14 protein-coding genes and 1 tRNA gene are annotated in these 20047 nt (G+C 41.6%); 7 read left to right on the top strand and 8 right to left on the bottom strand.

All coding sequences use genetic code 11. The annotated features are described in order from the left end of the window. Positions 1–194 precede the first annotated feature (194 nt). The 5 genes from E1163_RS14360 to E1163_RS14340 form a co-directional block, all read right to left on the bottom strand. A complete protein-coding gene (locus tag E1163_RS14360) occupies positions 195–818 on the bottom strand; it encodes a CPCC family cysteine-rich protein (RefSeq protein WP_185156091.1) in 624 nt (207 codons plus the stop codon). A gap of 760 nt (positions 819–1578) precedes the next feature. Beyond that, positions 1579–2259, bottom strand: coding sequence for a hypothetical protein (locus E1163_RS14355; RefSeq protein ID WP_185156090.1), 681 nt, complete (start codon positions 2257–2259; stop codon positions 1579–1581). A 305-nt stretch (positions 2260–2564) separates the two neighbouring features. Then, positions 2565–3158: an SMI1/KNR4 family protein gene (locus E1163_RS14350; RefSeq protein WP_155172969.1), complete on the bottom strand. Its 594-nt coding sequence runs from the start codon at positions 3156–3158 to the stop codon at positions 2565–2567. 1128 nt (positions 3159–4286) lie between these two features. Next, positions 4287–4862 (bottom strand): hypothetical protein, encoded by a 576-nt coding sequence (locus E1163_RS14345; protein ID WP_155172967.1) that lies wholly within the window; start codon positions 4860–4862, stop codon positions 4287–4289. A gap of 591 nt (positions 4863–5453) precedes the next feature. Continuing rightward, a tRNA-Val gene (locus tag E1163_RS14340) sits at positions 5454–5531 on the bottom strand. 189 nt (positions 5532–5720) lie between these two features. On the opposite strand from E1163_RS14340, the gene E1163_RS14335 reads away from it, so the two are divergent. After that, a complete protein-coding gene (locus E1163_RS14335) occupies positions 5721–7337 on the top strand; it encodes a tetratricopeptide repeat protein (RefSeq protein WP_155172965.1) in 1617 nt (538 codons plus the stop codon). 3 nt (positions 7338–7340) lie between these two features. Here the strand turns inward: E1163_RS14335 and E1163_RS14330 are convergent, their stop codons facing one another. The 3 genes from E1163_RS14330 to E1163_RS14320 all read right to left on the bottom strand — a co-directional run bounded on the left by E1163_RS14330 (position 7341) and on the right by E1163_RS14320 (position 9829). After that, the gene (locus tag E1163_RS14330; protein ID WP_155172963.1) at positions 7341–8585 is read right to left on the bottom strand and encodes an FAD-dependent oxidoreductase; all 1245 of its coding nucleotides are present in this window, start codon (positions 8583–8585) and stop codon (positions 7341–7343) included. A 120-nt stretch (positions 8586–8705) separates the two neighbouring features. Continuing rightward, entirely contained in the window at positions 8706–8924 is a 219-nt protein-coding gene (locus E1163_RS14325) for a DUF4287 domain-containing protein (protein WP_155172961.1), read from the bottom strand. 236 nt (positions 8925–9160) lie between these two features. Beyond that, a complete protein-coding gene (locus tag E1163_RS14320; RefSeq protein ID WP_221418002.1) occupies positions 9161–9829 on the bottom strand; it encodes a class I SAM-dependent methyltransferase in 669 nt (222 codons plus the stop codon). A gap of 446 nt (positions 9830–10275) precedes the next feature. Between E1163_RS14320 and E1163_RS14315 the strand changes: the two genes are divergently transcribed. The 6 genes from E1163_RS14315 to E1163_RS14290 all read left to right on the top strand — a co-directional run. After that, positions 10276–13320, top strand: coding sequence for a SusC/RagA family TonB-linked outer membrane protein (locus E1163_RS14315; RefSeq protein WP_155172959.1), 3045 nt, complete (start codon positions 10276–10278; stop codon positions 13318–13320). A gap of 19 nt (positions 13321–13339) precedes the next feature. Then, positions 13340–14893: a RagB/SusD family nutrient uptake outer membrane protein gene (locus E1163_RS14310; protein WP_155172957.1), complete on the top strand. Its 1554-nt coding sequence runs from the start codon at positions 13340–13342 to the stop codon at positions 14891–14893. Positions 14894–14905: 12 nt separating this feature from the next. Further along, complete coding sequence (locus E1163_RS14305; RefSeq protein WP_155172955.1) at positions 14906–16027, top strand: LamG domain-containing protein; 1122 nt, start codon at positions 14906–14908, stop codon at positions 16025–16027. A gap of 79 nt (positions 16028–16106) precedes the next feature. Further along, entirely contained in the window at positions 16107–18032 is a 1926-nt protein-coding gene (locus tag E1163_RS14300; RefSeq protein ID WP_246223692.1) for a glucoamylase family protein, read from the top strand. 7 nt (positions 18033–18039) lie between these two features. Beyond that, positions 18040–19401, top strand: a complete 1362-nt coding sequence (locus E1163_RS14295) for a glucoamylase family protein (RefSeq protein ID WP_155172951.1) — start codon at positions 18040–18042, stop codon at positions 19399–19401. Continuing rightward, a partial coding sequence (locus tag E1163_RS14290; protein WP_246223691.1) for a carboxylesterase family protein occupies positions 19385–20047 on the top strand: 663 nt, incomplete at its 3' end. The genes E1163_RS14295 and E1163_RS14290, both read left to right, overlap by 17 nt.

Genomic DNA, 20047 nt, shown 5'->3' with positions numbered 1-20047 from the left:
AATGTTTGTTTCTCAACTAATTTTCAAGGACGCCCTATCAAGACTATTCAAATGTTTCAACCCTAAAATATAATAAATGCAACGTACTCAATATGGCAAGTGGTGCATTATCGAGCTGATTTCTGTCCGCGAGGACTTAAAAATCTGATGAGATAATAACGGGCTACCGAAATCACCATTGACTATATTGCTTGTTAGGCGTTCGTTATTTTAGTTTTCCATTCAGTTCCGAGTTCGATAAGAAAGTTGTTTTGTATTTCAAAAGATCTTCCTTTTTCAAATTTATTGGGCTCATCTTTAATTTCAATTAAATCATTTCGTTCTGGATCATATATTCCGTGTCTAAGAAAGTTTAACCTTCCCTTCGTTAAGCTTAAACCATAGTTAGGTCCACCAAGAATTGTATCCGAATTTTCATTGTCCTGTCCATCATCCTCCCACCAGCATACCGTGCAGATTTCAAAATCATATCTTTTCTCAATCGTTTTCATACCGCAACAAGGACATGATTCTAGTTTGGTTGGATTGCCAGAGTTTATTCGCAATCCAGTTTGTATAGATAGATAGTCATTACGAAAACCTTTAAATCTATCGCGAAATTTAAAAAATAGAACACTGTCATACTTTTTGTCTTTATAATCCTCAGGTAGTGTCCCATTATTAATTGATTCTTTGATTTCAGAAGATAGGAATTCCCAACCTTCAACGTTTGACCAATTGCTGCCCCATACCTCATACAATTCCTCTTCGCGTTCTTCTTCCGAGAAATTTTCAATTTGGTTCTTTATATATATGTCCAGAACTGCGTTTCTATTCATATCAATGATGCCTAACATTCGTACATCACGCATTATGTGTGATATTTCTTTTTTAGTAGTTCAAAAATAGCAAAAGACGACGTTTAAGGCCATTTTACTATTCCCTTTAAGCCCACAACAAACATTTGCAAACTCTTATTATCGATTAAATAAACAAGCCATGCATCAAAAGAAAGCCTGCCAATACCCAACCTTGGGTATATTATCGTAACAATTGTTAAATATCGTAGAACGTTAAGAGGGTCTTTAAACGAAAAACACCAAAAAGGATTCGAACCATTTTCAAACAAAAAACACCTCCATACTGTGCGCAGGAGGTGTTTTTTTGTCTGTGGACCCCGAAGTCTCAATTTCGAACTTTTTCAATGAGGATATCAGGGCTATAATTGATTTCCAAGGTGGAGCATGAGTTTGTAAACACTTGTTTACACCTGGAAAGACTTTGTGTAGACTTTCATAAAGCTATTAGTCTATGAAAGTGGAGAGTTAAGTGCAAAAATAAAATTAAGCTATTTTGCAAGTTTTAGTATGTAGTTGACTTGACCTGCAATAGTTATAAGGATAATCCTCTGCGTGCCGGCATGAAACCTAACGTTTATGTATGTGACTTTGTGGGTTTAAGATTAGTAAATTGTCCCACAACATCAAACGTTGTTTGAAAGATAAAACTAAAAACTTAAACCGAGCCCCAATATGGCACATACATTTTGTTGGCAGCCGTTGGGTCTTCTTCACTCTTAAGAAATAGTCATTCAACCATTCAATTACTTTTCTTTAGTAAAAATAGTTGTTTTGATAGAAAGGTTAGGAATATTCCAATTAACGCACCAATTGTTCCGTCTAGCACTCTGTCCAAAATTGTCGGAGGACGAACATTCAATGCTGTCAGTATTTGTTCTGCCCTTTCTTTGTCTATTTCAATTATTTCGGAAATTCTTTTGTGCTCATTTTCCTTCAGCTTAAGGGCATCATTTATAGCTTTTATTTGCTTATCCCTTTCTTTAATTTCTAACAGAGCAGAATTCATGTCCTCGTTGATTCTTTTTATTTTAGTTGTAATATCGATGCTAAACTCTTCAACGTCTTTTGATAATTTTTCCACCTCAACTTGCGTCATTTCAATTTTACTATACTTGGGATCTTTTCTAAAAAGTCCGTTTATCAACCCGAATGCTAGGAAGAATACAACTATATGTGATGCAATATATCTATTCGGTTTTTTGTCGGGGAGAATAAAACAAACCAATAATACAAACTGAACTAAGAATTGGACTATAAATCCAATTGGGAACCAGTTATTAAACACATATGAGTTCCGAATTAGCGTAATTCCAATCATGGGTATTATATACAATCCCATATATGAGTAGGCGAAGTACTCGATGTCCTTTTGATTGTTTGCATTAGTTACTAAATGCTCTCGATTCTGTTGGTGTCTCATGAACCAAGCAATTATGTAGATGACACAATACGCTATATTAACCAGTATAACTAGTAAGGATTTGTCCATTTAATTTGAGTTGAAGGACTTGTCAAGAGTCTATGTCGTTTTGATAAAGTTTTCTGTGATTCTATTTAGTTCTAGTTACTTCCATTAGTGTCAACTATGTCCCGACCCAATGGCTGGCAACGATCAGCTATCGGGCGTATGTCCCGGCTGTTCAAGTTCAGATAAAATTAGCAAATCCTCACCACAGTTCCAGAAAGGACTAAGACATATGCCCGATGAGCGCCTGTTATAGCCTGTTATTCTATTATTATGACACCATCCTTGTTATTCTCGTAGTTGTCAACAATGGATTCCAATAGACTAGCGAAATTTTTTGCTTTGGTTTCAAATTCTTCAGGATTCTCGTGATCCCAAACCACAATTTGATAATCTGAACCTTCAGAGGAATTATTAGTGTTGAAGCAAGTCAGTCCCCAATCTGAATAGTTTGTAAAAGGAATTAGCCCTTTGTCGTAGATGAATTCTCTGGGATAACCATTAAAAGTCGAATCCAAGATTTTCTTCGCCCAAATTTCGGGCATAAGTGGCGTGAACATTAACACATTAGAGAGAACGTCCAATTCGAAAAAGTTCTTGTACTTCAGATAGTACTTGAAACTATCTGGAAGTTTAAATTTCAATTCTTGCTCAAGTTTTGAAATCTCTGAATCTTCAATTAGGCTGGGAATTGCCTTCCAAGCAATCTGGCCTTCAATTTCTTCCTTTTCTGGATCTATGAAATTGTTATCAGTTAGACTTTTTTTTGAGATGTAAAAAGGATCCCATTCAGGTGTTGCAATAGAGGCAAGTGAATCCAAATTTAAATCAACAAAGCGTTCAATAATTTCCATATTTTGCTCTAGGATGGTATAGGCTATAACATCTATAATAACAGTATGCTTGTTATTTCACATATAGCTATTCGCATACTATAAACTGAACAGCAAGCACTTAACCGATCGCAAGCATTTACAAATGACAAAAATCGGGTATAACAAGCACTTTAATTTAATCAATTCACTCAACAATCTCCTCCCAAACTTTCCCAACTACAGAATCCGCTTTCCTAAAGGCATTTTTACATTTGTGGGCAAAACTTAAAGCTAGTCAATATCCAATCACTCTGTCAATACCCAACCTTGGATATATTGCACTTCGACAGGCTCAGTGGCCGAGGTAAAGTTGGAAGTTCTCCCTTGAGGGAGATGTCTGAAAGACAGAGGGTGTATTTGTTATATTAGTAATAGACACCCCTGTGATCCCCTATGAATTACCGTCACTCTAATATAATAAACTCGTGTTTGTTCGTGGCTGGAACATTTCCTAATTCGTACCATCTTCTCAAATAAGATACTCTATGAGTCCCCTCTATTAGATGAATTGGCTGCCCGTATAGCCTATCCCCTAATGTTTCCGCTAGTTCATGTCTAATGATCACTGGGGGGAGGAACCATGTACCAGTTTCGACTATTGAGCTGAGAACTTGGTAAAAGCTTAGCTTACCTTTCCAATGTTCACCGTCGATATGTGCATACCAAAAATCTAATTCCGTATTCCCATCATATTTGATAAGATCGTAAACCTCCTTAGTTGTAAGTTTAATTCGGCTAATTCTGCTTCTAGTCAAGTCAAACTTCGGAAAGTAGGAGTTAAATCTATCATAATGTTCGTAGCAGATTTGACTAAGGAACTCATTATCGACAGAGCTATATTCACCAATGGACTCTAAATAGTATTCCCACTCTTCACCAGGTTTGTATAATCTGTATTCACTACGAAGTTGGTCCGGGAGCATTGGAAATAATTTAAACTTTTATGATCCTTGTCAAGCACATTGGCATATTACGCTCTTACTAAACGGACGTGGCGGTCAAACGAAGTGCAGACCAAAACGTCCGCCTAAAAGTAGCAAAAAGGATTGACTTGTCAATCCGCCAACCACCAGCCATGGCGTTTAGTTGATGTTAGGCATTCGGTTTTTACATTCCACCATAAATTGCAGGATTAGTCAAAATATTAGCTATGACATTTGAAGCAATATCACCTCCAAAACTCTTGATTTTATCTATTATTTTTTTTCTCTTTTCCTGCTTGTCCATATCCTCTTCAATAATTTCCTGTACTTCATTTAGCTGTCGTCCAGTCAATTCGTTCTGAAGTGCGTCAACAAGAATTTTAATGTTGATGGTTTGCGATTGATTTTGGTTGACTGTAATGTTTATTTTGTCGCTATTTACTGCAACGTCCTTTTCTGGAATCCCAAAATTTTTAATGTCTGTTATCAGTCCGTCAATCACTTCTGTCGCTTGCTTTTGACAATGAGCAGCATTATTGCCCCCACCAAAAGTTTTTGAGCCACCACGTGGAGAGTAGGATCCAAATGTTGGGTAGGTTTTGAATCGTATTAAATTAATCTGCTCTTCCTGTTTACTATCCTTGCCATAAATTCTTGTCACAATATTTATGGCTTTACTTTTCCAAGATTGAAGTGAGTAATTGTCAGTGATGTCTGGAGTCTTAATTTCTTTTAGAGCTACAATGTATTTTTCTTCCATTATCTGTGATTAAGGGGGCTGATGCCTAACATCTATATAACAGTATGCTTGTTATTTAACATATAGTTATTCATACATTATAATCTGAACAACAAACACTTATCCAATTACAAGTACTTACAAACGGCTAAAATCGGGCATAACAAGCACTTTTAATTTAATTAATTCACTCTAAAAGTTCATTCAAAACTTTCCCAACTACACAATCTACTTTCCGAAAGTCAGTTTTATGTTTCCGTGCGAAATTTAAAGCTAATCAATGCTGCTTGACTTTGTCAATACCCAACCTTGGGTATATTGGGTTATAAGCTTCTGTTTAAAAGGGTTTAGTTAGAATTTTATCACCGCTTAACCTGGGATATTACAGAATTGGCCATAAAGAAAATAAAAGAAGTAAGGCAGGTATATTAGCTATGTTCGGTACGTTTTTACTTTTATTACAGCTCTTCCCTACATGACTTTCCGATTTAGCACTCATTAGTAATCTTTAATGTCTACTGTTACTGTTGAACTCCAACGACCTTCAGGGGTTCGAACTCTATAAAGCACAAAAACCGGTCAAAATCATTAATTTTGACCGGTTTTTGCTTTTGGTGGGACCTGAGGGATTCGAACCCACGACCTCCGCCCTGTCAAGGCGGCGCTCTAAACCAACTGAGCTAAGGTCCCCTTTATGATTGAAGGGCAAATGTACTACTTCGGAATGATTCAGGCAAGATGATATAATTGCATGATCTATTTAATTTACATTGACCACAAATTAAATCATAACTCCTGCCATAAGTGTCTATAAGTTGACACGTCAGTTTTGAAATTTAGCTAACTTTATAATTCATTGACAACTAACACTTTAGTAGCATGAATCCGTTCAAATTTTTATTAACAATACTTGTTGGTATTGTAATAAACCTGCCTGAATGTAAAGGTTATTCGAAAGAACCAGATTCGACATACAGTACTCTGTATGATTCAATTCTCATACTTCACAAATTTGATAGGGAAGAAGCATTTAAGATGCTGGATGCTGTGAGAAATCAATTGATAAAACAACAGGATATAGATGCCATTCACCAATTCACATACCTCAAGGCATACCTGCACTTTCTTGACTTTGCCAACGATTCGGCGGCATTTTATCTTGATGTGCTGGATTCAGAAATTAAAAAATCAGGAATTGATTACAATGAAGGGAACATTTTATTATTGAAGGGCATGCTTGATACCAGGACATATGCCCATGAAAGTACCTATCTACAGCAGGCATATCAGTACTTCTTAAATAAGAAGGACAGCACCCAGGTAATACGATCCCTTAACAATATGGCAGTAAGGCTCATGAGGGATGGAGATTACCTTTCCGCAATGAGGATTCTTACAAGTGCCAGAAGTTTCTTTAACCAGGAACAAGCTTCTTCATCCTATATATTGAGCAATATAGCGCATACTTATATGGTTTTGGGACTTTATGAGAGAGCTCTTGATGTTTGCAAAACGTCTTTAGTGTATGTCGAAGAAGATCAATCGATAGTGGAACTCCTTACTATATCTGAGATCTACCTGATCCAGAACCAAACAGATAGCGCCTGGCATTATAACATGCTGGCAGAAAAGGTAATAGAGAAGTATCCCAACGCATATGGACGCAGTATGATATACCTTACCCAGGGTAATATCCTTTTGGCCAGGCTAAAACCGGAAAAAGCATTGGTAGTATTTGACAAAATAGAAATTTCTGATTCCAGTTATTATTTAAAGTTTAAACAATTGTTCGGCAAATTTCAGGCCCATAAATACTTGAATGATCACAGAAAAGCACTGAAATTGGCTAAGGAAACAGTAAACTTTCAGTATGACGTTTCAAGGCTGTCTGTTAAGCAAAACATGGAGGTTAACAACTGGCGATATGTTGCTTACGATTATTTAAACGATTATGAAAATGCCCTGGCTGCGCATGAAGCCTTTTTCGGCCTTTACCGGAAAATCTATAATCTAAGTCAGGTTTCCGACATTATTAAAAATGACCTTGACAGGCAGCATCAGTTCGAAATGGACAAGGCCAGACTGGAAAAGGAGCTCCTGCAATCTGCCGTTAAGCGAAACAGCGAAAAAGTGTACTATTTAACAGTTTTGCTGATACTATTAATAATAATTTTCATGTTGCTCATTTTTAGATACAGGTCCCGCAAGAAGATGACCCTTCTACTGGAAGAGAAGGTAAAGCAAAGAACCAGTGAGCTGACCATTCGTAACCGGCAACTCGAAGAGTATGCCTTTATCAACGCTCACCAACTCAGGGCTCCCGTGGCACGCCTGCTGGGCCTGGCCCATTTAGCAAATCATGTTCAGGATATATACGAGCTAAAAAGCTTTTATCATAGAATTGAACAGGAATGTCTAAGTCTCGATAAAGTCGTAGGAACTATTACAAAAGCCATTGATGAAAAAATCGTACTTAGCCGGGATGCCTTAGACTAGTTTTTATTTTCTTAAAGCCGCTAGAGTCTTTTTGTACATGGCTTCATCCTCCTCCTTTCCTAGCAAAAGATTTGCAGCTATTAAACCGTAGCATAGGCTTCCCTTGCCTCCTATGCCATTCATGCCGCCTATGACTACCATGCTGCTGTCACTTGGTGTTGCGGGTGTGACAAAAGGTATGCCGGAAGCTGTCAGTGAGTAAACGCAGGTTTGTCTATGAACATATTCCAAATCAGATTCTAGAATGGAAATGTTAAGCATCTTTAAGTACCTGTACAATCTCTCCCGGACCCATTCTACATTTTCATCAGACGGCTGGGTATTCCAGCACTCATCCATATTCTCAATCGTATGATAAATGCCATGGGCACCTGCTTTGAAAACTGGTAGCCCGTCATCATCAATGCGGTCGATCATGGAGTAGAACAGGCCATCATACTGAAAATAGGAGGGCTGAGACTGCCATATGGCCTCCTTTTCATGATCAGAGTAGGCATTGTACACTGTGTCTTTTATTTTGAAGAAGGCAGTAAATACCCGTTTCGGGGTGATTATTTTGCTGAATTGTGGAGCGATATGCCTTAGCAACTCTCCGGTGTATGGCCCTGCCGCGACTACCATTTTTTCTGTACGGAATAATTTTGTTTCCTGCGTATGAAGGTCAACGGCTTCAATTTCATAATGCCCATGCTTTCGGGATATGCCGGCTATTTTATGTCCATACAAAATCCTGTTACCATATTGCCAGATGCCCTCATGGAGCTTTGTAATTAAAACTCTGGGATTAAAAGTTCCGCAGTAGTCAGTGAACTCCCTGATCACAGTATCGGATGAAGGGATAGTCATGCCTAAAACCTCATGAGCATGGGTATGCGATGCTACTTTATAAGCGTCAGTCTGCTTTTCATGGCATATGGCATCCACCTCTCCGATACTCGTATGGTCAAACACATAGGTTACAGGCGAATGCGTGTAGATATCCTCCATGCTATGTGTTGTGCCATTTGATGCAGCGTTTAAAAACGAAATTAACTGCTTTGCCTCAGCTACCGATTTGTTGTGAAGGTAGGAGAAAATGTCATCTTCCGGCCCCAGGCTCCTGGCAATACGTGACTCACCGTAGCTTGATCCATTTTTGTAAACACTTGGTTGCTGCTCAAAGACCAATACCGGCTCTCCCTGCCGGGAAAGCTGCCAGGCTGCCGAGCTGCCCATCAGGCCGCTGCCAATCACGATTGTTTTTTCCATAAAACTTCTGCTGGTTAATCAATGGGGCACACCAATTTCATTGATTTGCTTTTAATTACCTACAGAAGCCGGCAAAAAACTACAAGAGAGAAAATAAGCTGACGTGAGAAAAACTTCGCCCTACTCTCGCTTACCTTTAATATAAGCATAGATAGCCATGGCATGACCATGTCCTAACTTATACTCATCTTTTAACCAGTTGGTGATCTCCGTAGCTTTTACCCCTTGCCTGATTTGTCCATCCTGGGTGAACCCTTTTTCTGCTGCCAATGCTTCGAAATCTTCGGGTGCTTTTCCTGTCTTAGTTTGAATGTTGTCTAAATACGCTTGAAATGACATCGTCTTTATTTTTAGGTGAATGAATAATTAACCTCTGTATCTCGAATGTGCCTACTGTCTTCTCCAATACAAATGTGAAAAATATTCATCTATCGTTAATGGTGTAATAGCGGCTCTTAGAGGGGCTGATACCGTCATTTATTCTGGGCAAACCTGCGTATTTGAAGGATTAGAATTCTACCGTTGGTACTTCTGAGCAGACCGGTTTTACCACACATTGGAAGTTTAATAAGCCACTATTTCCTGCTCAATTTCACCATCGAGTAAAATCGCTCTACACTATCCCCGGCCTTGCTTTTTACCTCTTCAGTTCTATCACAATATCCGATAATTTTCATGTCTGATCCTTCCACAAGCTTTTCAATATCTTCTTTGTTGTACAGGGTAAAGTTTTGACCTACAAAAGGCAGGTTCTTCATAAAATCCTTTTGAGCAAACGTTATCACGAAATAGCCATCGGGTTTCAATCTTCGGCCAATTTCATTGATTAGCCTCTTCGGGTTCTGCCAAAAATAAATAGTATTTACTGTCATGATCCTGTCGAAATGATTTTCCGGAAAAGGGATATTCTCACCATCATAAAGCTTAAAATCTACCTTGTGACCTGCAATTGCCTTCTGATTGAGCCTTTGGGCTTCTTCATGCATCAGGTTCGAAATTTCCAGCCCGTGATAGCTGAGGTTACTTGCTGCCTCCAGCAAATTTTCCAGATGGCCACAGTTTCCATGTCCCAGTTCAAGTACGGAGCTTCCGCCTTGCAGGTCCAGAAATTCAATAGTGTTCAGGGTCATTCCGATATTGGTTTCGTGCATGTTGCCACCTAGTTCTATACCCATCTCTCCACTGGGGCACCCCAGTTGCTTTTCCAATTCCCGGAGTTCTATTTCAGTCATTTCTTTTTTCATGAGCTTGTTATGGTTGGTGAGCTGTTGGTTAGAGTTACTAAACTATCGGTTTTAAATATCAGTTTCAAAGGGCATATACAGATTTATATCTGCGGCGTTATAATGGACTCGAACGTTCATTTTCTAAGTTAACATTACAAAGAATTTTGACTATTTACAGAGTTCCGAAAAACTGGGTCTGGTCGACATTTTTTGAGGCTAAATTTTAAAAATCCCTGTTCCTGCTATTAATGCGATACATGCAAACGTTTTCAGTAATAAAAACCTCCTGATTCAATCGTATCATTGTTTTTAAAGCGCAACAACATCATGTTTTTAAAGCGCAAAAAATAGATTGTTTTAACAGAAATCATTTCCTGTTTCTTGTTTAAGTATGGAAACCCGATTACCATTATTTCACGATTTGGGACAGCCCGGTCGGAAAACGATAATCTAACAATAACCTTATGCTAAAATATTTACTCTCCCTTATGCTTGCCCTGGCCGTCTTATCCGGTGCAAGGGCGCAAACGACAGTTAGTGGAAAGGTGACATCAGCAGACGACGGACAGCCGTTGCCTGGTGTTAATATACTGGTGGAAAATACCACCAAAGGTACAGTCACCGATATTGACGGAAACTATTCGCTTAGCCTTAATGAAGATGAAAATGTTATCATCTTTTCATTTATAGGATTTGCGACGCAAAGTGTTAATGTGAATGGCAGAAGTGTCATTGACGTTAGTATGGAAAGTGATATTACTTCACTGAACGAAATTGTAATAGTTGGATACGGAACACAGGAGGAAAAAGACCTTACTTCTGCCATTGCTACCGTGAAGGCTGAAGAGATACAGAAGACTCCTACTAGCCAGGCCATGCAGGCCCTTCAGGGAAAAGTGGCCGGTGTCCAGATCGTAAGCCGTGGTGAGCCTGGGGAAGGCCCCAAAGTTAGGGTAAGGGGTGTAGGTTCCCTACAGGGAAATTCTGACCCGCTTTACGTGGTTGATGGTATGTTTTTCGATAACATCGACTTTCTGAATACCGCTGATATTGCAAGCATCTCGGTACTGAAAGATGCTTCTGCCGCTGCCATTTACGGTGTGCGTGCTGCTAATGGTGTAGTACTTATCGAAACTAAATCCGGATCGTATGACCAGGCACCGCAAATTGTTTACGATGGTTACTACGGTGTGCAAGTGCCACAAAATGTAATTAAAATGGCTAATTCGGAGCAGTTTTCTCAATACGTCAGGGAAACCGGATCATCAGCCGATATTGCTTTTCTCAATGCCGCCTTTCAGCGATATGGCCGAAGCCGGGTGAACCCTAACGTACCTGATGTAAATACCGACTGGTATGATGAAGTGCTGCAGACGGCACCTATCCAAAACCACTCTATAACCATCAGTGGAGGAGGGGAGAATTCACGTTATGCCGTGGGCGCAAGTTACTTCGACCAGGAAGGCTTGTTAAAACATACCCGCAATGACTATGAGCGTTTCAACTTCCGTAGCAAAGTGGACTTTGATGCCACTAATTGGCTGAATGTAGGGGGTAACGTCAACATCAGTAATGCGACAAGGTATGTTGCTGATAACGCAGTGTGGTTCAAGACCTATTTTGCAGTTCCTATCCTGCCGGTTTATGACGATCAAAACACGGATGCGGAACCTTTTAGCCTGTCCAATGCCAAGATTTTAGGTTACAGAAACTCACAAAATCCTTTTTATGACCTGCTGTATAACGACGACAGGTTCAAAGTCACTAAAATACTCGCCAATTTCTACGCCGATTTCGAGATCATCCCCAACAAGTTATCATTCAAGACCTCTTACAATTACAACTTCGGCTCTGTAAATCAGCGAACCGTGGACTTTGCCTACCATGACGGGCTTTCACCGGTATTGTCAGGAATTAAAAAACAGAACACCACTTCCCTTGATGAGATCTGGGACAACATCCTGACTTTCAATGAGAATATTGGAGCACATAGTTTCAGCATCATGGGAGGTTACTCTTACCGTAGCGAAACCGCTGACCTGCTTTTTGCCAAAGGCACAGAGTTAAACCCTTCACCAAATCCGGATAACGAGGAGTACTGGTACATAGATAACGGAGCTATCGATGTTGGAGAAGTAGGGGATTTTGACGATGAAAATAATGATTTGGGTAAATTCTATGGCACTTCCTATTTCGGACGGATTTCCTACAACTATGATGACCGTTACCTGATCTACGGTACTTTCAGAAGGGATGGTACAAACAAATTCCAGGAGAAGTGGGGCAATTTCCCTACTGTAGGTGTTGGCTGGGTGCTGTCTGAAGAAAGCTTCTTCGATGTTAAACCGGTTAATTTCCTTAAACTCAGGGCTAGCTGGGGTAAGCTGGGCAATGACTCTTCACCTGCCGCAGTGGGTAAACCTACGCTGGTAGGTACTGAAACCGCAATAGATGGCATACTCGTGCTGGGTAATGAAGCAGATGTTTTTTACGACCTGCTGGAGAAGTGGGAAACTACAGAGGAAACCAACATAGGTATAACCGCAAGGTTCCTGGAAGACAGGCTGTCGCTTGAAGCAGACTACTATATCAGGGATACTGAGGATGCGGCTCTTCCTATTGTGTTGCCATTGGTTAGAGACCAAATTAGAAGGAACAGAGGTGTTATCCGTAATTCAGGACTTGAACTGGCACTCAACTGGTCTGACAACATTTCTGAGGACTTGTCTTACTCCATTGGTGGTAACCTTGCCACTCTCAAAAATGAAGTTAGAGACCTTGGCGGGCAGCCTTATCTGAATGCGGGTCAACAAGAGTTTCGTCAGAGATCGATCATCGGAGAACCCATAGAAGCCTTTTTCGGGTATGAAGTGGAAGGTGTATTCCAAAACGAAGGGCAGATCAGCAGTAGTGGCCTGACCCAGGAATTTATTGATGCCAATAATATTATTCCCGGTGATTTCAGGTTCAAAGACCAAAACAATGATGGGGTGATAGATGACCTTGACCGTGTGGTGTTAGGCTCATATTTACCTAAGTTAACTTATGGGTTCAATATCGGTGTTAATTATAAAAACATAGAATTGACAGCCAACTTCCAGGGACAAACTGGCCACAGCATACTTAACCGAAAGCGAGGCGAAATGCTGTTCACCACAGATACCAACATTGATGCTGACCTTGCGGATAACCTTTGGAGAGGAGAAGGTACTTCAAACGAATACCCATCAGCGGCAGGTTTGAGAAAGGCCTATAACCTGAGCATGAGTGATTACTTTGTAGAGGATGGTTCTTATTTCCGAATCCAAAACGTAAGGCTGGCCTATAGCCTGATCAATAGAGAACTGTTCGGGGCACCCATGCCGGATGTCAGGATTACACTTACAGCGGAGAGACCACTGACTGTGTTTGATTACAACGGCTTCAACCCGGAGGTAGCCGATGGTATTGACCGCCAGACTTATCCTATTCCAGGCATTTACACCATAGGTCTGAACATAAAACTTTAAAATTTTTAAACTGATTGTTATGAAACCTATCAAGTTTTTAAAATATATAATGAGTCTGACACTGGCTTCACTGATCGTGGTGTCGTGCGACGACTCTCTGAACGAGCCCCTCGAAAATGAGGTAGTGCTTGACGGCGTTGACTACACAAAGACCGAGGATATGTTCCGTCTTTTGACAGGCGCATACGCTAAGCTATATGAACTGCAATGGGAGACCTATCCGCTGATATCAGTAAGAGGTGATGATGTAGACCCGAATGGTGATCAGGAGCCTTTGCTGGCTACCGATGTGTACCGCTACGACAGGTCATTCTGGATGTACAATTCAGCCTGGCTTAACCTTTACTCCGACATCATCGACTACCATGCTAATATGGAGCAGATAGCGCTTTACAAGGAGTATGCACCAAATCCGGCTGAAGCCGATCAGTACATGGCTGAAATCAGAGTGATGAGAGCATTTTCCTTATTCCAGCTTTCACGGCTCTGGGGTGGCTTATTGATCCCAACCAGCTCTTCGACTGACGAACTATATACCACTGAAGTATCTTCGCGTGAAGAAGTGATGCAGCATATTTCTGCTGAAATGGATGCATCCATACCTTTGCTGCCCAATGTGCATCCCAACCAAAGGACGGACATCCCGGGTGGTATTACCCGCTATACCGCCCTTGCGGTAAAAGCGCTGGCCAACCTGGAGCTTAAAAACTACCAGGAAGTAGCCAATGCTACCGGACAAATCATTGAGTCGGGTGCATTTACCCTATATCCTGATTTTTATGAGCTATTCAAGATCCCCGGCAAATTGAGCAGCGAGAATATTCTTGAGCTACAGTACTCAGACCTTGGACAAGGCTCAGGGCAAAATTTCTCATACCTGTATGAATTCTTTGGTCCCAACGATTACGCTCCCGCAGTTGCGGGTGCTGGTGGAGGCTGGGGCTTCTGGGAGCCTACGGAGAAGTATATCAAGTTCATGCTGGATAGAGGAGAAACCGTTAGGCTGGAAACCAGCGTACTTTTCACAGAGGAAGGCATAGCGAAAATAAAGTCTGACCCTGCTTATGCCACACTTCCGGCATGGGTTTCCAATGAAACCAGGGATGGTGATATTATTGGTAAAACTGACGGTTCACCAAATCCAAGGTCGATATTTTCTAGTGGAAAACACTACCTGCCTTCCAACCAACTAACTCCCGGAAGGACTGTATATGGTACCAACAAAAACTTTATATGCATACGTTATGCAGAGATCTTGTTGATGCATGCCGAAGCCCTTACTCAAGGAGCTACGAGCAGTGTAATGAGTGCTGACGCTGCCTTGAATGAGGTACGCGACAGAGCTGGCCTTGGAGATATCTCAGGAGTTACATTGGAAGATGTGCTGAATGAGAAGTATGCAGAATTTGCCATGGAGTGGGGAATCAGGTTTTATGACCTTGTACGTCACAACAGGACTGAGGAGCTTGATTATGATGGCAGAAATTACGTTGAAGAAGAGGACAAATACTTGCCATATCCATTGGGTCAGCTTGATCTGTTGCCTCAGTTAGCGGAGTATGAACAAAATTAAACCTAAGCAAAAATGAAATTATATAAATTATACATAATGGGAGCCATATTCGCCTTTGGTTGCGATGACGGCTATATAGATGATATTTCGGCTGTAGATCCGGGACCGGATGAGTCTGCACCTGTAGTTACCATCAGTAATCCGGTGGGTGATGTTTTTATTCCCTTTACCGAAAACAGTACTGATGTTACATTTAAATTCCAGGCTACTGATGATATTGAAGTGAAGTCTGTGACCATAGCGCTGGATGGTGCAGAATTGGCAAGTTTTTCAGGTTTTGTAGACTACAGGAATGCCAACAATTCTTTTACCTATGAAGATCTTCCGATTGGTGAACACACTGTTGCGGTAACAGCAATAGATCCTTCAGGTAAAGAAACTACCGAGTCTGTAACTTTTATAGTGACCAACGAATATTTTCCCGAGGATGGAGAGATTTTTTATATGCCTTTCGAAGGAGATGTCTTCCTTGATATTATAAGTGAAAAGAGCGCTACTACTAGCGGGGCACCTGGTTTTGCCGACGGCATTAAAGGCAATGCACTTAGCTTGGATGCAGCTAATGAGTCATACATACTTTTCCCGGGAGATACATTAGCCGGAGTCGAGAATTTTACCCTGTCATTTTGGGCAAAGGTGGATTATGTAGGTGATGAATCGGGAATAGACGGTTCATTTGGGTTGGTCAGTCTGTCAAACGTAAGTTCCTTCTGGGGCAACATCGAGGTGCTTGTAGATGGTGGCAATTTGACTAATGGTGCAAATATGAAGGCACACGTTACCAATGGTGCAAGTGAAACCTGGGTTACTGGCATCACTAACTTAACTAATATTTTTGGTCAGTGGTCTAACCACACGCTAACTTATGACGCCACCTCTTCGGAAATCAAATACTACATCAATGGAGAGTTAAAATCAACAACTCCTGCCGCATGGACAGGCCCTTTGGCTTTCGAAAATGTAGGTCCTATGGTATTCGGAACCTATCAGTTCCAGACTACACCCAGTTTAACTTCTGCTACTGGGTCACAGCCATGGGCCAGCTTCTTAACCGGCGAAATCGATGAAGTGAGAATATTTAACAGGGCGCTTTCAGCAGATGAAATTCAGGCGCTGGTAGATGATGTGGATTGATTATATTAAAAGATAAACCGTAAGCGATCCTTTGTTCAGGAATATGAAATTGAAAAGTTGTTTTTTGTTTACCGTGCTCATGATGAGCCTGCTTTCTTGCAACGATGATGATGCAAGCCAGGAGCCGTTTGGCTTAAAGCAGGCCTTTATGGGCTCAACAGCAATCAGTATCGACGGTAGTGAAACAACCGAAGGTTTACCTGTTGACAAGCCTATAACATTGATCTTTACCGGAGCTTTAGATGAAACATCTTTACTATCCGCCATTTCATTGACCTCAGACAGTAAGGACGTGGCATTTGAAGCTACACTTTCAGCACAGAATACTGTGCTAATTCATCCGGCTACCCTTCTGGAAAGCAGCACAGTCTATACCTTAAGTATATCCGAACAGCTCAAAGGAGCCGGTGGAGGAAGTGCTACGGCCGTATCTTTCAGCTTTAAAACCAAACCGGAAGACCTGAAGCTTTTGTCAGTTGTAATAGATGGGAACACTATTGGTCAAAAATCTCTGATTACCAATGTTAAGGTAAATCCGATCTTCACATTCAGTTTTTCCGGTCCGGTGGATATGGAATCTTTTGAGGAAGCGCTCCAAATATCAGGCGCTGTTGCCCCGGTAATAACCTCTGAGGATGGTAAAATGGTTAGTGTGACCAGTTCCAATACCCTGGAATATCTGAAAAAATATAATTTGAAGTTACTGGAAACATTAAAAGGTACCGATAACGAGCCTTTCTCCGGTTACGAATTGACTTTTTATACACAGCTTGACTCTACTTACAAATTCCCTGAAATAACGGATGAAGAATTACTTACCAAAGTACAGGAGCAGACTTTCAAATATTTCTGGGATTTTGCCCACCCTACCAGTGGACTGGCCAGAGAGCGCAATACTTCCGGTGATGTGGTAACCATTGGGGGTTCCGGATTTGGAGTAATGACAATCCTTGTAGGCATAGAGCGAGGGTTTATCACACGCCAGCAAGGGATGGACAGGCTTGAGACAATAGTTGATTTTTTGTCCACCGCCGATCGCTTTCATGGAGTCTGGCCCCACTGGGTAAATGGTAATACAGGAGAAGTAATACCATTTAGTCAGAAAGATGATGGTGCCGATCTTGTAGAAACTGCATTCATGATCCAGGGTTTGCTCACGGTGCGAGAATACCTGAACGATGCAGATACCCAGGAAGCTGCCATAAAATCTGCCATCACCCAACTATGGGAAGCGGTAGAGTGGGACTGGTTTACTCGCGAAGGCGAGGAGGTTCTTTATTGGCATTGGTCTCCCAACTACGACTGGGATATGAACCACCAGATCAGCGGGTGGAATGAGTCTTTGATCGTCTACGTGCTGGCGGCATCTTCGCCCACACATGCCATTGATGCAGAAGTTTATCACAAGGGCTGGGCTGGCAACGGAGAAATGGAAAATGGCAATGAATATTATGGCATTGAACTCCCGGTGGGCAGTGCATACGGCGGGCCATTGTTTTTTGCGCACTATTCTTTCCTTGGCCTGGATCCCCGCCACCTTGAGGACCAGTACGCAAACTACTGGATCCAAAATGTAAACCATACCTCGATCAACAGAATGCACTGCATAGCTAACCCGAAAGATTACGTAGGCTACAGCAATGCAAGCTGGGGGCTTACGGCCAGCGATAATCATGAAGGGTACTCGGCCCATTCGCCTGATAACGATCTTGGAGTGATTACGCCAACGGCTGCCATTTCTTCCATGCCTTATACTCCCGAATACTCAATGGAAGCCATAAAGCATTTTTATTATTTGCTTGGAGACAAGCTCTGGGGGACGTATGGGTTTTATGATGCATTTAACTTTACGCAAGAGTGGACGGCCAGCTCTTACCTTGCCATAGATCAGGGACCGATAGTTATCATGATAGAAAATTATCGTACCGCACTGCTTTGGGACTTGTTTATGGCTAACAACGAAATTAAAAACGGATTAGATAAATTAAGTTTTACCTCATATTAAAATCAGGATGACCAAATATTTATACCTCTTTATAACTACTCTTTTAATACTGGCTGCTTCATGTAGCCAGAAGCCACAATCAACAGAAGTGGAATCCGGAGATATTGCACGTATCATTTCCGACGATTCCCTGATGACATTGGTTCAATACCAGACATTTCAGTACTTCTGGGACAATGCAGAGCCGGTTTCAGGATTAGGCCGGGAAAGAACACATATGGATGGTGTTTACCCCCAGAATGATAAAAATGTGGTCACAACAGGAGGTTCAGGCTTTGGTCTGATGGCTATATTGGTGGGTATTGAGCGTGGCTTTATTACCAGGGAACAGGGGCTGAAAAGGTTTCAGCAGATAGTTGATTACCTTGAAAAGGCCGACCGTTTTCATGGCGCATGGCCGCATTGGCTAATGGGCGAAACCGGTAAGGTGAAGGCATTTAGCCCCAAAGATGACGGAGGGGATTTGGTGGAAACCGCTTTTCTGGTACAGGGCCTGCTAACTGTACGGGAGTACTTTAAAGATGGCAATGAAGCGGAAAAAGAATTGGCAGCCAAAATAGATGAACTTTGGAAAGGTGTGGAATGGAACTGGTACACCAAAGGAGGTGAAAATGTATTGTACTGGCATTGGTCACCCAACAATGGCTGGGATATGAACTTTCCGGTTGGCGGTTATAATGAGTGCCTGATCATGTATGTGCTTGCTGCTGCTTCACCTACCTTTCCGATAGAGCCAGAGGTTTATCATCAAGGCTGGGCACGCAACGACTCCATTACCCGCGATACCACCTATATGGGGTATGAGACCATTCTCGATCACTACGAGACTAATAACGATCCTGTTGGGCCACTGTTTTGGGCACATTATTCTTACCTCGGCCTTGATCCGAGAACCCTTAAGGATAAATATGCAGATTACTGGAAGCTTAACCAGAACCATGCATTGATCCACTACGAGTACTGTGTGGAAAATCCTGAAAATTATGAAGGATACGGAGAGAAGTGCTGGGGACTTACTTCAAGTTATTCTCCTAAGGGATATGCCGGTCACCACCCTGGGCACGACCTGGGTGTGATTTCACCAACTGCAGCATTATCCTCATTCCCATATACACCAAAACATAGCATGGACTTTTTGAGGTTTATGTACACCGAAGCAGATAGTCTTGTAGGAGAATATGGCCCTTACGATGCATTTAGTTTCGAAAAGAACTGGTATAAACCACATTACCTCGCCATTGATCAGGGACCTATCCCTGTAATGGTCGAAAACTACAGAACAGGGCTGCTCTGGAAGCTGTTTATGAATGCCCCGGAAGTGAAAGAAGGACTAAACAAACTTGGCTTTACCTATGAAGACATGGATTAAGGTCATACTAGGCTTTTTACTTATGCATTCTGCTATGGCACAGGACAGGAACCCTTTTAAAAAGGAATATTTCGTCTCTGGTGTAGATACACTAAAATACAGGGTATTATGGCCTGGCAATTTCAGCAAAGCCAGGCAGTATCCGGTAGTACTCTTTCTTCATGGTGCCGGCGAACGAGGGTATGACAATGAAAAGCAACTGGTTCATGGGAGTAAACTCTTTCTGGAAGAAAGGGATAACTATCCGGCCATAGTTATTTTTCCTCAATGCCCTGAAAACGACTACTGGGCAAATGTGGAGAAAAAGATAACCGATGATGGCAGGATTTTTCTATTTCAGAATGGCGGTAGTCCCAATAAGTCACTTGCATTGGTTTCAGGCCTGCTGGATAAGTTCTTAAACGAATCCTATGTAGATAAGCGCCGGGTGTATGTTGGAGGGCTGTCCATGGGAGGTATGGGTACATTTGAGTTGGTGAGCAGAAGGCCCGATACTTTTGCTGCAGCTTTTGCCATTTGCGGGGGAGGTCATCCTGAAAGTGCAAAACGCTATGCCGGCAAAGTGCCGTTTTGGGTTTTTCATGGGGCTGATGATGATGTGGTACCTCCGAAACACTCTGAAATTATGGTGGAAGCCATTAAAAAG

Source organism: Fulvivirga kasyanovii (assembly GCF_009711405.1).
GTDB lineage: Bacteria > Bacteroidota > Bacteroidia > Cytophagales > Cyclobacteriaceae > Fulvivirga > Fulvivirga kasyanovii.
Note: the sequence above shows the minus strand (reverse complement) of the source record. Positions and strands in the feature narration are given on the sequence as shown.